This is a genomic window from Natronococcus amylolyticus DSM 10524, from assembly GCF_000337675.1.
In the GTDB taxonomy this organism is placed as follows: domain Archaea; phylum Halobacteriota; class Halobacteria; order Halobacteriales; family Natrialbaceae; genus Natronococcus; species Natronococcus amylolyticus.
The window spans coordinates 89,045-106,667 of the sequence record NZ_AOIB01000031.1 but is presented as its reverse complement, the minus strand read 5'-3'; the positions used below and the strand labels follow the sequence as shown (position 1 = coordinate 106,667).

The following is a 17,623-nucleotide window of genomic DNA, read 5'->3' as shown; positions in this document are numbered from 1 at the left end:
TCACCGGAGCCGACGCGATCACGAACGGCACCGGATCGGGACGAACCCGGTAACGCAGTGGCGTGCGATCGGTCGGTTCGCGTACAGTTTTGTACGCGGTGTGTGTACTCCCTGCATATGAGAGCTGCAGTGCTCGCGGAGTACGGCGAACCGCTCGAGATCGAAACCGTCGACTACCCGGAACCCGAGCCCGATCAGGTCGTCGTCGAGACCGAAGCCTGCGGGGTCTGCCGAAGCGACTGGCACGCCTGGCAGGGCGACTGGGGGTGGGTCGGCGCGCAGGCCCAGCCGGGACAGGTTCTGGGTCACGAGCCGGCCGGCGTCGTGGCGGCAGTCGGCGAGGACGTCGAGACCCTCGCGGAAGGCGACCGCGTCACCGTCCCGTTTCACCTCGCCGACGGAAGCTGCCGACACTGTCAGACGGGACGGGCAAACGTCTGTGAGACGGTCGTTCCGCTCGGGTTTACGAGCATCGCCCCCGGCGCGTTCGCGGAGGCGTTCCCGGTCCGGGAGGCGGATTTCAACTGCGTGAAACTCCCCGATGACGTCGAGTTCGCCGAGATGGCGGGGCTCGGCTGTCGGTTCATGACCGCCTACCACGCGCTGGCCGATCGCGCCGATCTGCGGCCGGGCGATCGGGTCGCCGTCCACGGCTGCGGTGGCGTCGGACTCTCCGCGATCCACATCGCGAGTGCACTCGGTGCACACCCGATCGCCGTCGACGTTCGCGAGGACAAACTCGAGCGCGCCCGCGAGCTCGGCGCGACCGATACGGTCAACGCCGCCGAGGCCGACAACCCCGCCAGTGAGGTGAAGGCGCTCGCCGACGGCGGCGCCGACGTCTCGATCGACGCGCTCGGAATCGCCGAGACCTGCCGCAACTCGATCGGCAGCCTGGGCAAACGCGGCCACCACGTCCAGGTCGGCCTCACTACCGGCGAGGAGGGCGGCGAAGTCTCCCTCCCGGTTGACGCGATGACCATGCAGGAGATCGACTTCCACGGCTCCTTCGGCATGCCGCTGGTTCGCTACGAGGAACTGTTCCGGCTGATCGCGGCGGGAACGCTCGAGCCGAGCAAGATCATCGGCGAGCGACTCTCGCTCGAGGAGTTGCCCAAGACCCTGGCCGCGATGGACGACTACGGGACGATCGGCATTCCGGTCGTTACCGAGTTCTGATGCGGTTTGCCGTACCTGTTCGCCGGAGCGACCGGATGCCGCCTCACGGTCGCTTCGGCAGTGACGTACGGCGGACCGTATGAGCCCGGGGCTCACGAGTGTATTGGAACCGGGTGGGGGCGGGAAACCCACCCTGGCGTGAGAGACATGAGCGTACTCGAAGCGGGGGCGAGTCCACATCCGAGCGTTCCGGGTACGACCGCACGTAGTCGGCCGGTCAGCGCGTCGGCGTCCGGGCCGAGCGCGCACCCGGCGGGGGGTATCCCCGCGGACGAAGACTCGCTCGAGAGCGACATTGTTATGCGGCGGCTTGTCACCCACTAGTACGGCCGAACTCTCGACAGGGGGCGTATACCGCAGACGTAGTACTCGGCTACGGGAGCGAACGTCCGGTCGGTGGCGATCTGCTGCCAGCAGCGTGTGAACTGACGGGCGAACCGCCCCTCCGACGGGGGGCTGACTCCGGTGCGGAAACACGCTCTCTCCGCCGCGCCGTCGACCGATTCGACCTGCAGTCAGCCGGGTTCGCTCCGGTCGGTGGTTTGGGATCGGAGTCGCCGGCCGATGGTTCGGTCCGACGTCAGTATCTCGTCGTTCGCGTCCGGCATACCGACGGTTGTTCGGTCACTAATTCGGCTCTCGATACCCGAACGATCCCGCTCCCGTCTTGTGATTATGACTCGTTTACTCGGAGTTTGCGCCGCTTCACAATTGCTCGAGAGGAAGGGTGTCCAGCCGGGCCCTCTGCCAGTCGACGCCTGACAGGTAAGACGTCCATAGGGGGTCCCGATCCATTGGTTACAAGCCGGATAACTACAACCGGTCACGGCTACCTCACCGATATGATCACCTGTGCCAACTGCGAGACGCCGCAGTTCCTGCAGATCGTCCAGAGCCGCGTCTACTTCGAGGACGGCGAGATGATCAACGAGATTTCCGAGAACTACGAGTGTACGCTCTGTGGCGGCTCCGGACAGTACGTCTACGACGAGGACCGCGACGAGGAAACCGTCTCCGGGGAGGTCGAACTTACGACCGAGCGACCGACGTTCGCCTGACCGCTCGGTACCTCCTCCGGATCGGGCGTCCCGTTACTCGAGTTCGTCTCGCTCGCGGCCGTTGACGGTGATCGACTCGCGATCGTCGTCGCGCCCCCGACCGTACTGCCGGCGTTCGACCGCTCTGGCCCGGCGGTCGACGTCCCACTTCTGGAACAGTCCGTACTCGGTCATCGTCTCCATCCCGGCGATCGCCGCCGAGAGTTTGATCCCGACCAGCGGCACGTCTGCGACTGAGATGATCACGTCGGCCCGGAGGATCGCCCCGTCTCTGAGCACGACGTCGAGTACGTCCACCAGCGCGTCCTCGTCCTTTCGCGGTCTCATGGCTGCCGTCCCCCCTCGGCCTCGCCGCTGCCGAGCTCCGGTGCGAACGTGTACGGCGGCCACGGCCCCGTAAACCGGACCTCGAGCCCGTCGGTCGCCGCCACGTCGTCGAGTATCGAGCCGATGGCCTCCTCGTCGTCCTCGTGGGCCAGCAGCGTGAGTCGACACAGGGTCTCTCCCTCACCGTCGTCCTCGTCGGCGACCTCGTCGGAGAGCGACGCCGAAGGGGAGCGCTCGAGGGAGTGAACCTCCCGGGCCTCGGCGGCGAGGCGCTCCTCGAGGTCGTCGGTCGCCGACTCCCGACGGTTCGCCCGCACCGCGGCCAGACGCTGATCGAGTTTCTTCTCGAGCAAGAACGCCGTCCCCTCCTCGGAGTCGGCGATCTTGCCGTGAAGTTCCTGGAGTCGATCGTCCCGTTCGATCAGCGTCTCGTCGTCGACGGGGTCGACCTCGACGACCTCGACGCGGTACTCCCAGTGGTCGGCCAGTCCGGAAAGAGCGCGCTCGAGCGTATCCCGCTCGCCGTCGATCCACTCCCGGACGCGTTCGTCGTCGCCCCGGAGGATCGTGTCGAACTGGAACGGGATCGGCGTCCCGAACCGTTCGCTGGCCTCGTCGATGACCGTCTGGTGACGAACGAGCCAGCGTCTGACCTGCGCGAGATCGGCCGAATCGTAGATCCCCTCGCAGGCGTGGACGACCGCGCCGATCCCGTCCTCGACGACGATCGAGACCGGCTCGTCGTCGATCCCCGTCAGCTCGAGGTCGGCGTTCGCGTCCGCCCGCACGAGACAGTAGAGGTAGCGCCCCTCGTCGATCTCGGGAACCTCGTCGGCGTCGACCCCCGGCTCCGGATCTGCGCGTTCGGACCGGTCGTCGTGGTCGTCGGAACTCACTGCTCTTCACCCCCGAACACGGAGTAGCCGGGCTTGTTCGAGGCGGTCGTCTCGCCCTGGAGCTGTTCGATCGCGTCGGTGACGAGTCCGTCCAGCTCGCCGCGGAGGTCGTCGACGCCGTCCTCGATCCCCTCGTCTTCTTTGAGCTGTTCGATTTCGGCCTCGATCGTCGCGAGCTGACCGCCGAGGCGTTCGATCTCCTCGTCGGTGAGGTCGCCCGACTCCATGCGTCGGACGGCCTCGCCCTCGAGGGCCTCGATCAGGATCTCGACGACGGCGATGACGAGCGTCAACAGCCCGTCGCGCGCGTTCTCGCCGTCGCCGACGTCGATCGTCGACACGGATCAGTCCTCCTCCGTTTCCTCGGTCTCCTCGTCGGTCGATTCGTCCGCCGACTCGTCGTCGGCGTCGTCGCTGAGCAGGTCGAACCCGCCGCTGGTCGGTTGATCAGGGTCGGGACTCAGCCCGGGGTGGTCGGCCGCCACGACGCCGTCTCCACCGTCGGATTCGGCCTCGCCGTTCGAATCGCCTTCCTCCCCGTCGGATTCGGCCGTCACGTTGACGCCTCGGGTCGGATCGATCGGGGCGGTCGACTGTCGCTCCTCGGCGAGTTCGGGGTCGTCGACGGCCTCGGCGAGGCGTTGCATGTCCGTCCCCTCGGGGAACTCGAGGCCGTACTTCGCCGCGGTCTCGAAGGAGGCAATCGCGGCCCGGAGCTGAACGCCGAGCAGCTGTGTGTCGCCGATCGAGACGGCGATGTCGGCGTTGATGACGATCCCCTTGTCGAGCAGCATCTCGACGACCTCCGCGAGGTCGGCCTTCTGTCGGCTGGGCTGGAACTCATCGACCATACCGATCACCCCCGCCGTGTCGCTCGCTGTCTCCGCTCGGCCGTTCAGCCGCGACCGTTCCGATCGCGCGAGCGTTGCCGCTCGAGGATCGGTCGGCGATACTCGGTTGCTTCGGTCGGCTGTTGGATAGGGTGTTAGTCATTGTTCTGTTGGCGTCGTTTTCGCTCGAGTTCGAGTTCGAACCGACGGCCATAGATTCGCCTGCGGGTCGGCGCCGTCGAGAGCTTGACCTGCTTTGGGACCGTCGAGTGGCGCGTGTCGCTGGTGCCGATGTCGCGTCGTTCCGTCGGCAGCGTCGAGGCGGCGGTCGGATTTCGCGAGGACGGGCTCGTGTCCTCCCGTCGCATCTTCTCCCGGTTGGTCTCGTAGAGCCCCTGGAACGTCTCGTGGGTTTCGAGCAGGGCGTCGCGGAAGGCGTCGATCCCGCGCATCGCCTGCTGCTGGATGAACACCTGGTAGGCCTCCGGATCCTCCTCGATGTCGGGTTTCTCGAACGCCTCCATCGCCGCCTCCCTGGCGTCGATATCGTCGAGGAGGCCGTCGCCGTCCTCGTCGCCGATCAGGTCGGTGCCCTCGTCGACGATCGTCTCGGCGGCGTCCTCGAGGGCACCGTCGTCCTCGCCGTCACCGAGTTCGTCCTGTCTCTTATACACATCTCTGATNGGAGGCCGTCGCCGTCCTCGTCGCCGATCAGGTCGGTGCCCTCGTCGACGATCGTCTCGGCGGCGTCCTCGAGGGCACCGTCGTCCTCGCCGTCACCGAGTTCGTCGGTCGCCTCGTCGAGTTCGCGTTTTTCCTCCCAGATCTCGGTCAGGTCGGCGGCGTCCCACATACTCAGCAGGTCGAGCGCCGAGAACAGCTGCGTGAAGTCGACGGCGTCGCTCGCGTCGGTCTCCTCGTCGGCCAGCGCATCGGGGATCTCGCCCGTCTCGATCGCCTCGAGCAGCTCGTCGCGGTCGACGGCCTCCGGCAGCTCGCTCAGGTCCAGCGAGTCGAGCAGCTCGGTCGTCTCCTCGGCGATCCGAACGAGCGTGTCGACGTCGCCGAGCAGCTCCTCGAGTTCGCCGTTGCCGAGTTCGTCGGGAGCGTCGACGCCATCGAGCGCCTCCTCGAGGTTCTCGAGGCTCGTCTCGGCCTCCGAGAGCAGTTGCTCGAAGGTTTCGTCGTCCTCGCTCATTGATCGTCCTCCTCGGGCTCGACGGCGACGGTGAGGACGCCGTTTTTGAACGACGCTCTCGAGGTTCGATCCGCCCAGGGGACGTCGACCCGGCCGAGCTCGTTCCCGGCGACGGCGACGACGAGTTCGTCCCCGTCGAACCCGACCGTGACGTCGCTCGAGTCCGTTCCGGCGACGTCGGCCGTGACAAGCAACTCGTCGTCGTGCAGCCGGGAGGTTACGTGGCCGTCCGGGGAGGGCGAACTGCGTGAGCGCCGTGTTCGCTCCCGGATCCGGTTGCCGTCGGTCGGCGTCCGAACCCTGTTGATCGCCCGGTCGAGCCCGGAGCCGACGGACACGTCGTAGTTCAGGTTCATCGACCGTCGCCGCCGGCGACCGGTCGCCGACGAGTCGCGGCGCTCGAGCGACTCGAGCGCCGACAGCAGGCTCGTCAGCCAGTGGCCGGAGCGGTCGTCGCGGTCGTCGTTCGGTTCGATCGGATCGTCGGTGTGGTCGGGCATTATCGTTTCACCTCTACGCGGCCGCTCGAGAACCGCTCGTGGACCTCTCGAGCGATCTCGATCTCCTCCTCGAGTTCTTCTTTGCGTTCGCGGTACTCCGCCTCGGGCCGTTCGCCGAGTTCGTACAGCAGCTGGTTCTCCTTGAGCTGGTCCTCGAGTTCGTTCAGGTCGTACAGTTCGTCGAGCGCAATCGAGTGTAACGCGTCGACGATACCGATGAACGGCCGGAACAGGAGATCGTCGAGCACGAACATGGTTACTGGGCCCCGATCTTGACGTCGACGAAGCTGTACGGCGCGAACGGGCCCGTGTACTGGACGATGAGTCGATCCTCGTACTCCTCCTCGAGCTCGCCGACCGCGTCGCCGAACGCCTCCTGGTCGTCCTTTTCGACCAGATACGACCGGTTGAACACCAGCCGGTCGCTGAACAGGTCGTTCGGCACCGACTGCTCGGCGATCGGCTCGAAGCGGTCGGCAACGTCGTCCTCGACCGCTTCGCGATTGACGTCGGCGTCTTCCTCCTCGACGAGCTTGAGGCCGAGCTCGATCTTCCCGTCGATATCCCGCAGGGCGCGGCGAAACGCCGGCTGTGCGTTCCGGAGGACGTTTTTCAGCTCGCGGTTCCCCTCGAACGCCATCCCGAACCGCATCGGAACGATCGTCTGCCCGCCCTCGTACTCCATGATCTCTCGGAGCACGTCGTCGTGGCGCTGGGCGTCCTCGTCGGTCTCCTCGGGCTCGGTCGTGTCGATGTCCGAGACGACCGCCGCATAACGGCGGTGAGAGATCGTGTAAACGCGGTCCGCGTCGCCAACCGCGTCCGTCTCGAACTCGACGTCGTCGCTCGCCTCGACGACGCCGTAGACGTACTTGTGACTCACGGCTGCATCACCGTCCGCCGCTGCGATCGGTCGTCCCGTCCGAACGAGGTGTGTGTCCGTACCATAAGATAAGACCTACTGAATCGACAACTCGTTGTGTCGGTAGGGTTCCCGCGCGCGTTATGGTGCTGCTTGCAGACGCAGCGTCGGCGAGTACACCCCTCGGAGCGAGGGTCAGCTTGCATGCGCAGCGACAGTGTTTGTACGGGTCGCACGAGAACGCCGGGATACAATGGCATCCCAACAGCGACCAAATGCTTCGAGTCTCGCGGAAGTACTGGACCGTGTTCTCGACAAGGGCGTCGTCATCGACGTCTGGGCGCGCGTCTCGGTCGTCGGCATCGAGCTCCTGACGATCGAAGCCCGCGTCGTCGTCGCTTCCGTCGACACCTTCCTCCACTACGCGGAGGAGATCTCAAAAATTGAGCAAGCGACCGCAGAGGGCGATCTCGAGGACCTCGAGGAACTCGAGATCGAAGAGCGACCGGAGTCCTCGCCACAGTCCGCCTCCGAATAATCCACATGGGGGATTCGTCTTCGCGGGACCGCAAGGTTCGTGGCCGGAAGATCAGGTCGGATCGAAGCAAGAAGAAACGTCGGAAGGCGAAGAAGATGGCCAAGAAAGAACGCGCGTCGAACGGGACGAGCGGCGGCTCCAGCAGTTCCGGCGGTTCCGGCGGTTCGGACGGATCACCGCTCTCGAGCCCCGAGGAGATCGCCCCCGATCCGTTCATCGAGACCGACGCGGTCGCATCGGTTCGAGACCGGATTACCGGCTGGCTCGAGGCCGACCAGCCGGTCCACCTTATCGGTCCGACCGGTTGCGGGAAGACGGCGCTCGCGTTGTCGGCGGCCGCCAAGCGCGGCCGTCCGGTGGTCTGGATCAACGGCGACGAGGCCGTCGGCACCGCCGAACTCGTCGGTACCCACTCCGGCGGCGAGCGCTACGAGGAGCGCGACCAGTTCGTCAGCGGCGTCAGCAAGACGACCGAAGTCGTCCGCGAACGGTGGGTCGACAACCCGCTCTCGGTCGCGGTCAAGGAGGGCGCGACGCTCGTCTACAACGAGTTCTCGCGGAGCGATCCCTCGGCTCACAACGTCTTGCTGTCGGTACTCGAGGAGGGGATCCTCGAGCGACCGGGGAAACATGGCGAAGATCGGACGATCGACGTCCACCCCGAGTTCCGGCTGCTCGTAACCTCGAACGACGTCGAGTACGCGGGCGTCCACGAACAGCAGGACGCGCTGCTCGACCGGTTCGTCGGCGTCAACGTCGACTACTACGACGCCGAGACCGAGCGCGAGATCGTCGCCGCCCACGTCGACGTACCCGAGGAGACGATCGAGCAGGTGGTCGACGCGATCCGAACGCTCCGTGACGAACTCGACGTCGTCGTCGGGACCCGCGCGGCGATCACCGCGGCAGAGGGGCTGTCGGTCTTCGCCGAGGACGGCGCCGAGGAGTTCGGCGACGAACTGCTGGTCGACGTGTTCACGGACGTACTCGCACCGAAGATCGCCGGCGAGGGCGACGGAATCGACGAGCTCCGCGACGCAATCAGCGACGCACTTTAGGACGATGGCCGAAGCCGAATCGAACACAGCGGACCAGTGTCGGGCGCGCACCGGGGACGGGGAGCGGTGCTCCCGTCCGGCTCAGGACGACGGGTTCTGTTATCAACACGACGAGAGTGATCCAACCGTGAGCGACAGCCAATCAGCCGACGAACAGGAACAGGAGGACCAGGACGACGACCAAGACCAGTCAGCGGAGGACGTCAAGTCGGCCGAGATGGCCGACGAAGAGGCGACCGACCCCGAGGACGTCGACACGGGTGACGTCGATGGAAAGGACCAGATCGAGGGCGTCCTCGCGATTCGGAAGATCGTTCAGTCGACCGCCGGCAAGCTCATCGGTCACGAGTTCGACGGCGTCAGTGAGATCTCGCCGATGGACGAGGGCTGGCGCGCCGTCGTCGAGGTCGTCGAACGGTCGGCCGTCCCCGACACCCAGGACATCATCGGCCGCTACGAGATCGAACTCGACGAGGACGGCGTCGTTCAGGGGTACCGACGGCTCGGTCGCTACCGCCGCGGCGACACGAAGGCCTTCGAGTAGCCCCGTCGCTCTCGAGTCGGACAGCTTCCGTCGATCACTCCCCGGTCTACCGTTTTTCGCCGCGACACGTCGAAACGACGAAGCCAGTCCCCACCCTCGAGGCGACCGTGCAACTCGTCGGCGAACACCCAGTGTACGGACTCGAGGTCGATTCCGAGACGCGCTGTCAACACTACCACACCGAGCGCGACGTCGTTGCGTTCCGGTTCGACTGTTGCGAGCGGTACTACCCCTGCGTTCGCTGCCACGAAGCCGTCGCCGACCACGAGGCGGTCGTCTGGCCCCGCGAGCGGTTCGACGAGCCGTCGGTTCTCTGTGGCGCCTGCGGGGCGGCGATGACGGCGCCGGCGTACCTCGACTCGGACTCGCGGTGTCCGAACTGCGAAACCGCGTTCAACCCCGGCTGCACGGATCACCTCGAGTACTACCTCGAGCGCTAGCAGCCCGCGCTCGACCGAGCCGGGAAGCAAGCTATTTCCCCGTCGGGCGGCCGAGTGCGGGTATGGATCCGGCGCTTGGCTCGCCAGACGCGATGGCCGAGAAACGCGACGAGCTGACGCCGATGATGCGTCAGTACCACGACCTCTGTGCGCGCTACGACGACGCGCTCGTGCTCTTTCAGGTGGGGGACTTCTACGAGACGTTCTGTGGCGCCGCCGAGCGCACGGCCCGCTTGCTCGAGGTGACCCTGACCAGCCGAGAGGACAGCACCGGGGAGTACCCGATGACCGGGATTCCGGTCGACAACGCCGAGTCGTACATCGAGGAGCTGCTCGAGGCCGGCTACCGGGTCGCCGTCGCCGACCAGATCGAGGAGCCCAGCGAGTCCCCGGGCGTCGTCGAGCGGGCCGTCACCCGCGTCATCACGCCCGGCACGCTCACCGAGGACGAGCTGCTCGCGAGCGACGACAACAACTTCGTGGCCGCGCTCGCCAGCGCCGATGGGGCCGAACGGACGCTGGCACTGGCCCTGCTCGACGTCTCGACGGGCGACTTTCTGGCGACGAGTTCGACGTCGACGGAGGCGATCGCTGACGAGGTGAGCCGATTCGACCCCTCCGAGGCGGTCGTCGGCCCCGACACCTCCGCCGACCCCCTCCCGGAGGGCTGTATGGTGACGCCGTTCAGCCCCGACGCGTTCGCCCTCGAGCGTGCGATCGAGACAATCTCGGAGTACTTCGGCGAGCCCGACGCCCTGCTGGCCGGCGACGCGGAAATCCGGGCCTGCGGGGCTCTGCTCGAGTACGCGGAGTACGCCCGTGGGGGCGCAGGTGACGGCGAGGGCGCGGCCGACGAGGGAGCGGAGGCGACCGACCGCGAGACGGGGCGGCTCGAGTATCTCACTCACCTCACCCGGTACGATCCCCGCGAGTACCTGCTGCTCGACGCCGTCGCCCTGCGGAGCCTCGAGCTGTTCGAACCTCGCGCGGTCCGCGCCCGGGAGGACGCGACGCTGATCGGGGTCCTCGACGAGACTGCGAGCGCGCTCGGCGGGCGAGCGCTCAGAGACTGGCTCCGCCGGCCGCTGCTCGAGCCCGATCGGATCGAGGCCCGCCTCGACGCCGTCGAGGAGCTGACGGGCTCGGTCCAGACCCGCGAACACCTCCACGAGCTGCTGCGGGACGTCTACGACCTCGAGCGCCTGATCGGGCGGATCTCCCGCGAGCGGGCCAACGCCCGGGACCTGCGCTCGCTCCGGGACACGCTGGCGGTCGTCCCCGAAATTCGGGAGCGACTCGTCGATGCCGACTGCGCGCGGCTTCGGGAGCTACGCGACGAGCTCGACCCCCTCGCCGACGTCCGCGAGCTGATCGACGACGCGATCGTCTCGGACCCGCCCATCGAGATCACCGAGGGCGGGATCGTCGCGGAGGGGTACGATGCCCACCTCGACGACCTCCGCGGAACCGCACGCGACGGCAAGCAGTGGATCGACGACCTCGAGGCCAACGAGCGCGAGCGGACCGGGATCGACTCGCTGAAGGTCGGCTACAACTCCGTCCACGGCTACTACATCGAGGTGACGAACCCGAACCTCGAGGCGGTGCCCGAAGACTACCAGCGCCGCCAGACCCTGAAGAACTCCGAGCGGTTCGTCACGCCCGAACTCAAGGAACGCGAGGACGAGATCGTCGGCGCCGAGGAGCGCGCGGACGAACTCGAGTACGAGCTGTTCTGTGAGGTGCGAAGCGCAGTCGCCGACGAGGTCGAGCGCGTCCAGGCGCTGGCCGACGCGCTGGCGACGGTCGACGCGCTGGTTTCGCTTGCGACCGTCGCGGCCCAGTACGACTACTGCCGACCAGAGATCACAGCGCACAGCGGGGAGGCAAGCGACGGGCTCGAGATCGATATCGAGGGCGGGCGCCACCCCGTCGTCGAGCGCACCCAAGAGTCGTTCGTCCCCAACGGCGCCAGTCTCTCGGCCGATCGACGGCTGGCGGTGATCACGGGACCGAACATGTCGGGAAAGTCGACGTACATGCGCCAGGTCGCCCAGATCGTTCTCCTCGCGCAGGTCGGCAGCTTCGTCCCCGCCGAGTCGGCCCGGATTTCGCCCGTCGACCGGATCTTTACTCGAGTCGGCGCCAGCGACGACATCGCGGGCGGGCGCTCGACGTTCATGATCGAAATGGACGAGCTGGCGACCATCCTCCGGGAGGCCGACGGGCGCTCGCTGGTCCTGCTGGACGAAGTCGGGCGCGGAACCTCGACGGCCGACGGGCTCGCGATCGCACAGGCGATCACCGAACACCTCCACGACGAGGTCGGCGCGACGACGCTATTCGCGACCCACCACCACCCGCTGACGGAGCTGGCCGAGGCGCTCCCGGCCGCGTTCACGCTACACTTCGAGGTCGAACAGCGCGAGGGCGAGGTCGTCTTCCACCACGAGATCGCTCCCGGTGCGGCGACGGGCTCCTACGGCGTCGAGGTCGCGACCGCGGCCGGCGTCCCCGAGGACGTCGTCGAACGCTCCCGGGAGCTCGTCGCGGAAAACGCCCACGAGCCGGAGGGAGACGGACTGGATCCGGGGGGACGAGCGAACGATTCCCGCGTTCCGGCCTCGACCGACGGCGGAAGTCAGGGGCTTCCCGACGACGTCGCGACCGAGCTTCGCTCGCTCGAGCTGGCCCACCTCACGCCCGTGAAGGCGCTGACCGAGCTCGATCGGTTACAGCGGCTGCTCGAGGAGTAAGTGAACGGCCGAAAACCGACTCAGTTAGCGAGCGTTACTTCGAACGACGGGCGACCCGCGCGAACGCGAGCGCGGCGCCGAACAGCGCGGTGTTTTTCAGGAACTGGATCTGTTCTTGCTGTTTCGACTCCTCGTCGTCCTGGTTCCAGAAGTCGTGCATCACGGGCGTCGTTCCGGCCAGGAAGCCCGCGATCCCCAGCGCGGCCGCGGCCGGGAGCTTCCAGAGGACGATACCGAGCCCGCCGAGCAGCAGGCCGACGCTCGCCGCGGGGACGGTGCGGTCGGGCTCGGGCGCGCCCTTGAACTCGGCGTAGCCGATGCGCTCCTCGAGGTTGCGCAGGTTGTCGATCGCGTTGAACGCGAGGACACCCCCGAAGAGGACGCGCCCGAGTCGGAAGAGGGCGGTGTCGGTTACCGAGTCGTTGTCGGTCGGCTCCGAGACCGCCTCGGTGCGCTCGAGGGGGTCGTCGTCGCTATCGCTACGGCTCGTGAGTCGAGAGGCAACTGTCATCAACAGCGATAGGGGATTGAGCGGGATAAGTCCGCGCTGACACCGATGTCACTGCGCTCCGGTGTAACGTACTTCGTGGGTCGGGTGGGAGAGTCGAGGTAATGGCGATGCTTACCCTTACGAGTCCCGCGTTCGACGACGGCGAACGGATCCCCGACCGGTACGGCTACGGCGAAGCAAACGTCAACCCGCCCCTCGAGATCGAGGGCGTCCCCGACGAGGCCGAGTCGCTCGCGTTGATCGTGGACGATCCCGACGCGGTCGAACCCGCAGGAAAGATCTGGGACCACTGGATCGTCTGGAACGTTCCCCTGGAGACCGAAACGATCCCCGAGGACTGGGACGCCGACGACGCGGCGGAGGGGACGAACGATTTCGGCGACGTCGGCTACGGCGGTCCGAGTCCGCCCGATCGGGAGCACGCGTATCGGTTCGCGGTCTTCGCGCTCGACACGACCCTCGAGCTCGATCCCAAGACGGACGCCGACGGCCTCAGATCGGCGATGAGCGGCCACGTCCTCGCACAGGGCCAGCTCGAGGGACGCTATCCGTCGACGTAACAACTCGAGGAGCGGGCGTCGCCAACGTAGTTCACGCCGTCGGCTCGAGCGCGACGAACTCGAGGCCGTGACGGGCCAGCAGCCGATCCGCCCGGTCGGTCACGGAGGGCGCGACGAGGATCCCCCGGACCGAGGCGTCGGCGTGGAGGTCCCGCTCTAAGGCGTCGACGTACCGGCGGAGCTGGCTCACCGCGTCGGGGCCGACGCGGCGACGCTTGAGTTCGACGACGACCGATCGGCCCGCCGAGTCCTCGCCGTAGATGTCGACCGCTCCCGCGGGCGTGTCGCGCTCGGTCGCAAGCGGCGTAAAGCCGGCCTCGAGCAGGGTCGGCTCCTCGAGGATCCGCCGACGGAGGTCCTCCTCGGTGCCGACGACCGAGAGCTCCGTCGGATCCGAACCCGCGAACGTCGAAACCTGTAGCACCTCCTCGAAGCTGACGAGTAGTTGTTCGTCGGGCGAGGAACGCAGGCTCTCGATCACGAGCGCGCCGTCCTCGCAGCGAACCGCGTGGTCGCAGCCGGGCGGTTGCCAGTTGACGGGCTGTTGGCCCTCGTCGGTGTGGACCAGCACCGCGCCATCGGGTTTGAGCATGAGGTGACGGTCGCCGGCCTCGAGCCGGCTCGAGGCCCGACCGTCGTAGTCGACGGAACAGCGGCCGAACACGGTGATCATCGCTCCCCGGTTGATGCCGTCGGCGATCGCCTCGCGGGCGTCCTCGAGGGCGGGACGCTCGAGCGTCGTCGCCTGCGGAGGCCGAATTCCGGATGTCACTGGCCCGTGGTAGCGGGCTGACGGACAAAAGGGATCCGGACCGCAGGTGTGGGGCGATCGAAAACCCTTATTTTCGTGCGGAGACGCGTTCGAACCACCAATGACCAGCGAACACGATCGACGGCGATTCCTTCAGCTCACCGGAACCGGGACCGCCGCGGCACTGGCCGGCTGCAGCGATCTCGGCCTGCTCGGCGACGACGAGGGCGAGTACGCCGACGTTCTGACGGCCGTCATCGGCCCGGACTCCGCGGAGATCGAGGAGCTCCAGGAACAAGTCGAGAACGAGGAGATCGACATGATGGAGGCCCAGCAGCGCCAGCAGGAGCTCGTCGAGGAGGCGATCGACGACTTCGAGTCTCGGGCCGAGGAGGACGACGACATCACGATCGAGGACTCGAGCCCCGAGTACGGCATCTACCGGATCGACGGCGAGGCCGAGGCGATCGTTGACGAGCTCAAGGGGGGGCCGATCGCATCGCTCTCCGAGGGCGCGGCCTACGACCGGATCCTCGAGGAGCAGGAACAACAGCCCGAACCGGCCGACCCCGAGGAAGACATCGACGTCGAGGAGGAGCCCGAGGACGACGAAGTCGAGGACGACGAGCCCGAAGACGGCGAAGCCGACGACGGTGACGAGGAAAACGGCGCGGACGACGGTGACGAGCCGGCCGACAACGACGACCCGGAGGATCTCGAGACCGACGACGAGGACGAAACCGACGAGGCCGACCCCAACGCCGATGACGAGAACGGCGACCTCGAGGACGAGAACGGCGACGCTGACGACTGACCGCTCCTCGAGAGATTAGCGTACGCCGAACGGGCTCTCCCGTTCGGTCCAGTTCCAGCCCGGCAGTCGCTCCTGGAAGCCCGCGGCCAGCGCGGCCTCGCAGTCGTCGATCCCCGCGTTCTCCTCGGCGTCGCCGTGGACCTGCAGGTCGGCGTAGTGAAACGTCGCCTCGCCCAGCGTTCGCAGGGGCTGGGTGCCGGCGATCGTCGCCGCCAGCTCTCGGCCGATGATCTCGTCGACGATGAAACCCGGGTAGTCTCCCTCGACGTCGAGTTCCCGCAGGATCGCGACCATCGCGGCGACGTTGACCGCGAGGTCGCCGTCGCCGAAGACGGCGTCGACCTCCCTCCGGTAGGCGTCTTGGGTGACCGAATCGACGTCGGTCTCGAAGATCGATCCCAGATCGTCGCGCACGTCGTTGATGACCGGGACGACGGTGTCGGCTCGCTCGATGACCCACTCGTACTCGGCCGCGACGCGGTCCGGCGTGAGGTGCATACGGTCGCTTCGGGCCGAACCACCCTGGGTTTTGCGAAGGCTTTTATACCACGCAAAGAATAGCCACGGGTAAGCGGGTTCTCCCTGGAATCTTCCCGCACGAACCAGGATAACCGACCTGGGTACGTCTTCGTTGGACGAACCATCACACAATGATTCGGGACACCGGACGGAACGGATCCTCCGTCGTCCGATGGCACCGTCACTCGAGGTCGTCGGCAGTATCACTGCAGCGGCCGACGGCCGCCCGGCGATCCGTCGACGGTCCCCGCGGTGGTGCGTTCGCTTCGGCGACTCCGGCGTCCCCCCTGTCGGCGAGTTCACGCAATCGATAACTGGCGATTATGAGCACTGTAGAGCAGCAACTCGACGATTTGAAAGCAGAGATCACGAGCGAGTTACCGAACGATATCTCGGTTTCCTCGGTGAAGTACGAAGGCCCGGAGCTGGTCGTGTACACGCGCGACCCAAAGGAGTTCGCCCAGCAGGGCGACCTCATCCGGAAGCTCGCGAGCAAGCTCCGCAAGCGGATCACCGTCCGTCCGGACCCGAGCGTTCTCTCGCGGCCCGACGAGGCCCGCGAGCAGATCACGAACGTCATTCCGGAGGAGGCCGGCGTCACCGACCTCGACTTCCACGCCGACACCGGCGAGGTCGTCATCGAGGCCGAGAAACCCGGCATGGTCATCGGCCGTCACGGCTCGACGCTTCGGGACATCACCAAAAGCGTCGGCTGGACGCCCGAAGTCGTCCGCACGCCGCCGATCGAGTCCTCGACGGTCTCGAACGTTCGGAGTTTCCTCAAGCAGGAACGCGACGACCGCCGGGATATCTTAGAGCGCGTGGGCCGACAGATCCACCGCGAGGAGATGTCCGACGACGAGTACGTCCGGATCACGACGCTGGGCTGCTGTCGCGAGGTCGGTCGCGCCTCCTTCATCCTCTCGACGCCCGAAACGCGCATCCTCATCGACTGTGGTGACAAGCCCGGCGCCGAAGGGGAAGTGCCCTACCTCCACGCCCCCGAGGCGTTCGGCGCCGGCGCCCAGACGATCGACGCCGTCGTCCTCACGCACGCCCACCTTGACCACTCCGCGTTCATCCCGCTACTCTTTAAGTACGGCTACGACGGCCCGATCTACTGCACCGAGCCCACGCGGGACCTGATGGGTCTGCTGACGCTCGACTACCTCGACGTCGCCTCCAAGGAGGGACGCGCCCCGCCCTACGAGTCCGAGATGGTTCGCGAGGCGATCAAACACTGCATCCCGCTCGAGTACGGCGACGTTACCGACATCGCCCCGGACGTCAAGCTCACCTTCCACAACGCGGGCCACATCCTCGGCTCCGCGGTGAGCCACTTCCACATCGGCGACGGCCTCTACAACGTCGCGTTCTCGGGGGACATCCACTACGACGACACGCGCCTGTTCAACGGCGCCGTCAACGACTTCCCGCGCGTCGAAACCCTGGTCCTGGAATCGACCTACGGCGGTCGCAACGACTACCAGACCGACCAGGAGGACTCCGAACGAAAGCTCGTCGACGTCATTAACGAGGCCCACGACCGGGACGGGAAGGTCCTCATCCCGGCGTTCGCCGTGGGTCGCTCCCAGGAGATCATGCTCGTCTTGGAGGAGGCGATGCGGTCGGGCAAGATCCCCGAGATGCCGGTTCACCTCGACGGGATGATCTGGGAGGCGACGGCGATCCACACGACCTACCCCGAGTACCTCCGCGACGACCTTCGGGATCGGATCTTCCACGAGGACGAGAACCCGTTCCTCGCCGAGCAGTTCAACCACATCGACGCCGGGGAGGAAGAACGCCAGGACGTCGCCGACGGCGGCCCCTGCATCATCCTCTCGACGTCGGGGATGGTCACCGGCGGCCCGATCATGTCCTGGCTGAGCCACCTCGGTCCCGACCCGGACTCCTCGCTCGTGTTCGTCGGCTATCAGGCCCAGGGAACCCTCGGCCGACGCATCCAGAACGGCTGGGACGAGATCCCGACCAGCGAGGTCGGCGCGGCGGGCAACGGCGGCGGCCGCGGCACGCTCTCGCTGAACATGAACGTCGAGACCGTCGACGGCTTCTCCGGCCACGCCGACCGGGCTGGCCTCGAGAACTTCGTCAAGACGATGAATCCCCGTCCCGAGAAGGTCCTCTGTGTCCACGGCGACGAACGCTCCACGCAGGACCTCTCCTCGGCGCTGTACCACGACTACAACATGCGGACGTTCGCACCGAAGAACCTCGAGACGTTCCGCTTCCTCTAACCGAGAGAACGCGGTTTCAGTGCT

At 66.8% G+C, this 17,623-nt stretch carries 20 protein-coding genes and 1 pseudogene; 10 read left to right on the top strand and 11 right to left on the bottom strand.

Annotated elements, in window-relative coordinates; genetic code table 11:
- The first annotated feature begins 117 nt into the window (after positions 1 to 117).
- Both C491_RS15795 and C491_RS15790 read left to right on the top strand, forming a co-directional pair.
- Entirely contained in the window at positions 118 to 1,179 is a 1,062-nt protein-coding gene (locus C491_RS15795) for a zinc-dependent alcohol dehydrogenase family protein (RefSeq protein ID WP_049892147.1), read from the top strand.
- 842 nt (positions 1,180 to 2,021) lie between these two features.
- A complete protein-coding gene (locus C491_RS15790) occupies positions 2,022 to 2,237 on the top strand; it encodes a hypothetical protein (protein WP_005558092.1) in 216 nt (71 codons plus the stop codon).
- Positions 2,238 to 2,270: 33 nt separating this feature from the next.
- Here the strand turns inward: C491_RS15790 and gvpM are convergent, their stop codons facing one another.
- The 8 genes and pseudogenes from gvpM to C491_RS15750 form a co-directional block, all read right to left on the bottom strand.
- Complete coding sequence (gene gvpM, locus C491_RS15785) at positions 2,271 to 2,564, bottom strand: gas vesicle protein GvpM (protein WP_005558090.1); 294 nt, start codon at positions 2,562 to 2,564, stop codon at positions 2,271 to 2,273.
- On the bottom strand, positions 2,561 to 3,460 hold the full coding sequence (gene gvpL, locus C491_RS15780) for a gas vesicle protein GvpL (RefSeq protein WP_005558088.1): 900 nt from the start codon (positions 3,458 to 3,460) through the stop codon (positions 2,561 to 2,563). The genes gvpM and gvpL overlap by 4 nt, the downstream gene beginning before the upstream one ends.
- Complete coding sequence (locus C491_RS15775; RefSeq protein ID WP_005558087.1) at positions 3,457 to 3,801, bottom strand: gas vesicle protein K; 345 nt, start codon at positions 3,799 to 3,801, stop codon at positions 3,457 to 3,459. Before C491_RS15775 ends, gvpL begins: the two co-directional genes overlap by 4 nt.
- Before the next feature lie 3 nt (positions 3,802 to 3,804).
- Complete coding sequence (gene gvpJ / locus C491_RS15770) at positions 3,805 to 4,311, bottom strand: gas vesicle protein GvpJ (protein WP_005558086.1); 507 nt, start codon at positions 4,309 to 4,311, stop codon at positions 3,805 to 3,807.
- Between the two features lie 134 nt (positions 4,312 to 4,445).
- A pseudogene (locus tag C491_RS24405) lies at positions 4,446 to 4,871 on the bottom strand (hypothetical protein); the annotation flags it as partial.
- A gap of 613 nt (positions 4,872 to 5,484) precedes the next feature.
- Positions 5,485 to 5,988, bottom strand: coding sequence for an Hsp20/alpha crystallin family protein (locus C491_RS15760; RefSeq protein ID WP_005558085.1), 504 nt, complete (start codon positions 5,986 to 5,988; stop codon positions 5,485 to 5,487).
- Positions 5,988 to 6,242, bottom strand: a complete 255-nt coding sequence (gvpF, locus tag C491_RS15755) for a gas vesicle protein GvpF (RefSeq protein ID WP_005558084.1) — start codon at positions 6,240 to 6,242, stop codon at positions 5,988 to 5,990. The genes C491_RS15760 and gvpF overlap by 1 nt, the downstream gene beginning before the upstream one ends.
- 2 nt (positions 6,243 to 6,244) lie before the next feature.
- Positions 6,245 to 6,871, bottom strand: a complete 627-nt coding sequence (locus tag C491_RS15750) for a GvpL/GvpF family gas vesicle protein (RefSeq protein ID WP_005558081.1) — start codon at positions 6,869 to 6,871, stop codon at positions 6,245 to 6,247.
- A gap of 232 nt (positions 6,872 to 7,103) precedes the next feature.
- Between C491_RS15750 and gvpA the strand changes: the two genes are divergently transcribed.
- The 5 genes from gvpA to mutS all read left to right on the top strand — a co-directional run bounded on the left by gvpA (position 7,104) and on the right by mutS (position 12,186).
- Positions 7,104 to 7,388 carry a gas vesicle protein GvpA gene (gene gvpA, locus C491_RS15745; protein WP_005558079.1) on the top strand — a complete coding sequence of 95 codons (285 nt, stop codon included), beginning with the start codon at positions 7,104 to 7,106 and terminating at the stop codon, positions 7,386 to 7,388.
- A 5-nt stretch (positions 7,389 to 7,393) separates the two neighbouring features.
- Positions 7,394 to 8,446 (top strand): gas vesicle protein GvpN, encoded by a 1,053-nt coding sequence (gvpN, locus tag C491_RS15740; RefSeq protein ID WP_049892144.1) that lies wholly within the window; start codon positions 7,394 to 7,396, stop codon positions 8,444 to 8,446.
- Positions 8,447 to 8,450: 4 nt separating this feature from the next.
- Positions 8,451 to 8,990, top strand: coding sequence for a gas vesicle protein GvpO, halophile-type (gvpO, locus tag C491_RS23800; RefSeq protein WP_005558075.1), 540 nt, complete (start codon positions 8,451 to 8,453; stop codon positions 8,988 to 8,990).
- A gap of 107 nt (positions 8,991 to 9,097) precedes the next feature.
- Positions 9,098 to 9,430, top strand: coding sequence for a CHY zinc finger protein (locus C491_RS15730; protein ID WP_005558073.1), 333 nt, complete (start codon positions 9,098 to 9,100; stop codon positions 9,428 to 9,430).
- A gap of 62 nt (positions 9,431 to 9,492) precedes the next feature.
- The gene (gene mutS, locus C491_RS15725; protein ID WP_005558069.1) at positions 9,493 to 12,186 is read left to right on the top strand and encodes a DNA mismatch repair protein MutS; all 2,694 of its coding nucleotides are present in this window, start codon (positions 9,493 to 9,495) and stop codon (positions 12,184 to 12,186) included.
- Positions 12,187 to 12,220: 34 nt separating this feature from the next.
- Here the strand turns inward: mutS and C491_RS15720 are convergent, their stop codons facing one another.
- Positions 12,221 to 12,697 (bottom strand): DoxX family protein, encoded by a 477-nt coding sequence (locus tag C491_RS15720; protein ID WP_005558062.1) that lies wholly within the window; start codon positions 12,695 to 12,697, stop codon positions 12,221 to 12,223.
- Between the two features lie 101 nt (positions 12,698 to 12,798).
- Between C491_RS15720 and C491_RS15715 the strand changes: the two genes are divergently transcribed.
- Positions 12,799 to 13,257, top strand: a complete 459-nt coding sequence (locus tag C491_RS15715) for a YbhB/YbcL family Raf kinase inhibitor-like protein (RefSeq protein WP_005558060.1) — start codon at positions 12,799 to 12,801, stop codon at positions 13,255 to 13,257.
- A gap of 31 nt (positions 13,258 to 13,288) precedes the next feature.
- Here C491_RS15715 and nucS read toward each other — a convergent pair whose 3' ends face one another.
- Positions 13,289 to 14,029, bottom strand: coding sequence for an endonuclease NucS (gene nucS, locus C491_RS15710; RefSeq protein ID WP_005558058.1), 741 nt, complete (start codon positions 14,027 to 14,029; stop codon positions 13,289 to 13,291).
- Positions 14,030 to 14,129: 100 nt separating this feature from the next.
- Here nucS and C491_RS15705 point away from each other — a divergent pair, with 100 nt between their 5' ends.
- Entirely contained in the window at positions 14,130 to 14,822 is a 693-nt protein-coding gene (locus tag C491_RS15705) for a hypothetical protein (protein ID WP_005558056.1), read from the top strand.
- Positions 14,823 to 14,837: 15 nt separating this feature from the next.
- Here C491_RS15705 and C491_RS15700 read toward each other — a convergent pair whose 3' ends face one another.
- Complete coding sequence (locus tag C491_RS15700; RefSeq protein WP_005558054.1) at positions 14,838 to 15,320, bottom strand: hypothetical protein; 483 nt, start codon at positions 15,318 to 15,320, stop codon at positions 14,838 to 14,840.
- 344 nt (positions 15,321 to 15,664) lie between these two features.
- Here C491_RS15700 and C491_RS15695 point away from each other — a divergent pair, with 344 nt between their 5' ends.
- A complete protein-coding gene (locus C491_RS15695; RefSeq protein WP_005558051.1) occupies positions 15,665 to 17,599 on the top strand; it encodes a beta-CASP ribonuclease aCPSF1 in 1,935 nt (644 codons plus the stop codon).
- Positions 17,600 to 17,623 lie beyond the last annotated feature (24 nt).

Coding starts and splice junctions, on each gene's coding strand:
- C491_RS15720 (WP_005558062.1), bottom strand. CDS start 12,697: ATGACAGTTGCCTCTCGACTCACGAGCCGTAGCGATAGCGACGACGAC.
- C491_RS15715 (WP_005558060.1), top strand. CDS start 12,799: ATGGCGATGCTTACCCTTACGAGTCCCGCGTTCGACGACGGCGAACGG.
- C491_RS15760 (WP_005558085.1), bottom strand. CDS start 5,988: ATGCCCGACCACACCGACGATCCGATCGAACCGAACGACGACCGCGAC.
- C491_RS15700 (WP_005558054.1), bottom strand. CDS start 15,320: ATGCACCTCACGCCGGACCGCGTCGCGGCCGAGTACGAGTGGGTCATC.
- mutS (WP_005558069.1), top strand. CDS start 9,493: ATGGATCCGGCGCTTGGCTCGCCAGACGCGATGGCCGAGAAACGCGAC.
- gvpA (WP_005558079.1), top strand. CDS start 7,104: ATGGCATCCCAACAGCGACCAAATGCTTCGAGTCTCGCGGAAGTACTG.
- C491_RS15705 (WP_005558056.1), top strand. CDS start 14,130: ATGACCAGCGAACACGATCGACGGCGATTCCTTCAGCTCACCGGAACC.
- C491_RS15795 (WP_049892147.1), top strand. CDS start 118: ATGAGAGCTGCAGTGCTCGCGGAGTACGGCGAACCGCTCGAGATCGAA.
- C491_RS15695 (WP_005558051.1), top strand. CDS start 15,665: ATGAGCACTGTAGAGCAGCAACTCGACGATTTGAAAGCAGAGATCACG.
- gvpJ (WP_005558086.1), bottom strand. CDS start 4,311: ATGGTCGATGAGTTCCAGCCCAGCCGACAGAAGGCCGACCTCGCGGAG.
- C491_RS15790 (WP_005558092.1), top strand. CDS start 2,022: ATGATCACCTGTGCCAACTGCGAGACGCCGCAGTTCCTGCAGATCGTC.
- gvpF (WP_005558084.1), bottom strand. CDS start 6,242: ATGTTCGTGCTCGACGATCTCCTGTTCCGGCCGTTCATCGGTATCGTC.
- gvpO (WP_005558075.1), top strand. CDS start 8,451: ATGGCCGAAGCCGAATCGAACACAGCGGACCAGTGTCGGGCGCGCACC.
- gvpM (WP_005558090.1), bottom strand. CDS start 2,564: ATGAGACCGCGAAAGGACGAGGACGCGCTGGTGGACGTACTCGACGTC.
- gvpN (WP_049892144.1), top strand. CDS start 7,394: ATGGGGGATTCGTCTTCGCGGGACCGCAAGGTTCGTGGCCGGAAGATC.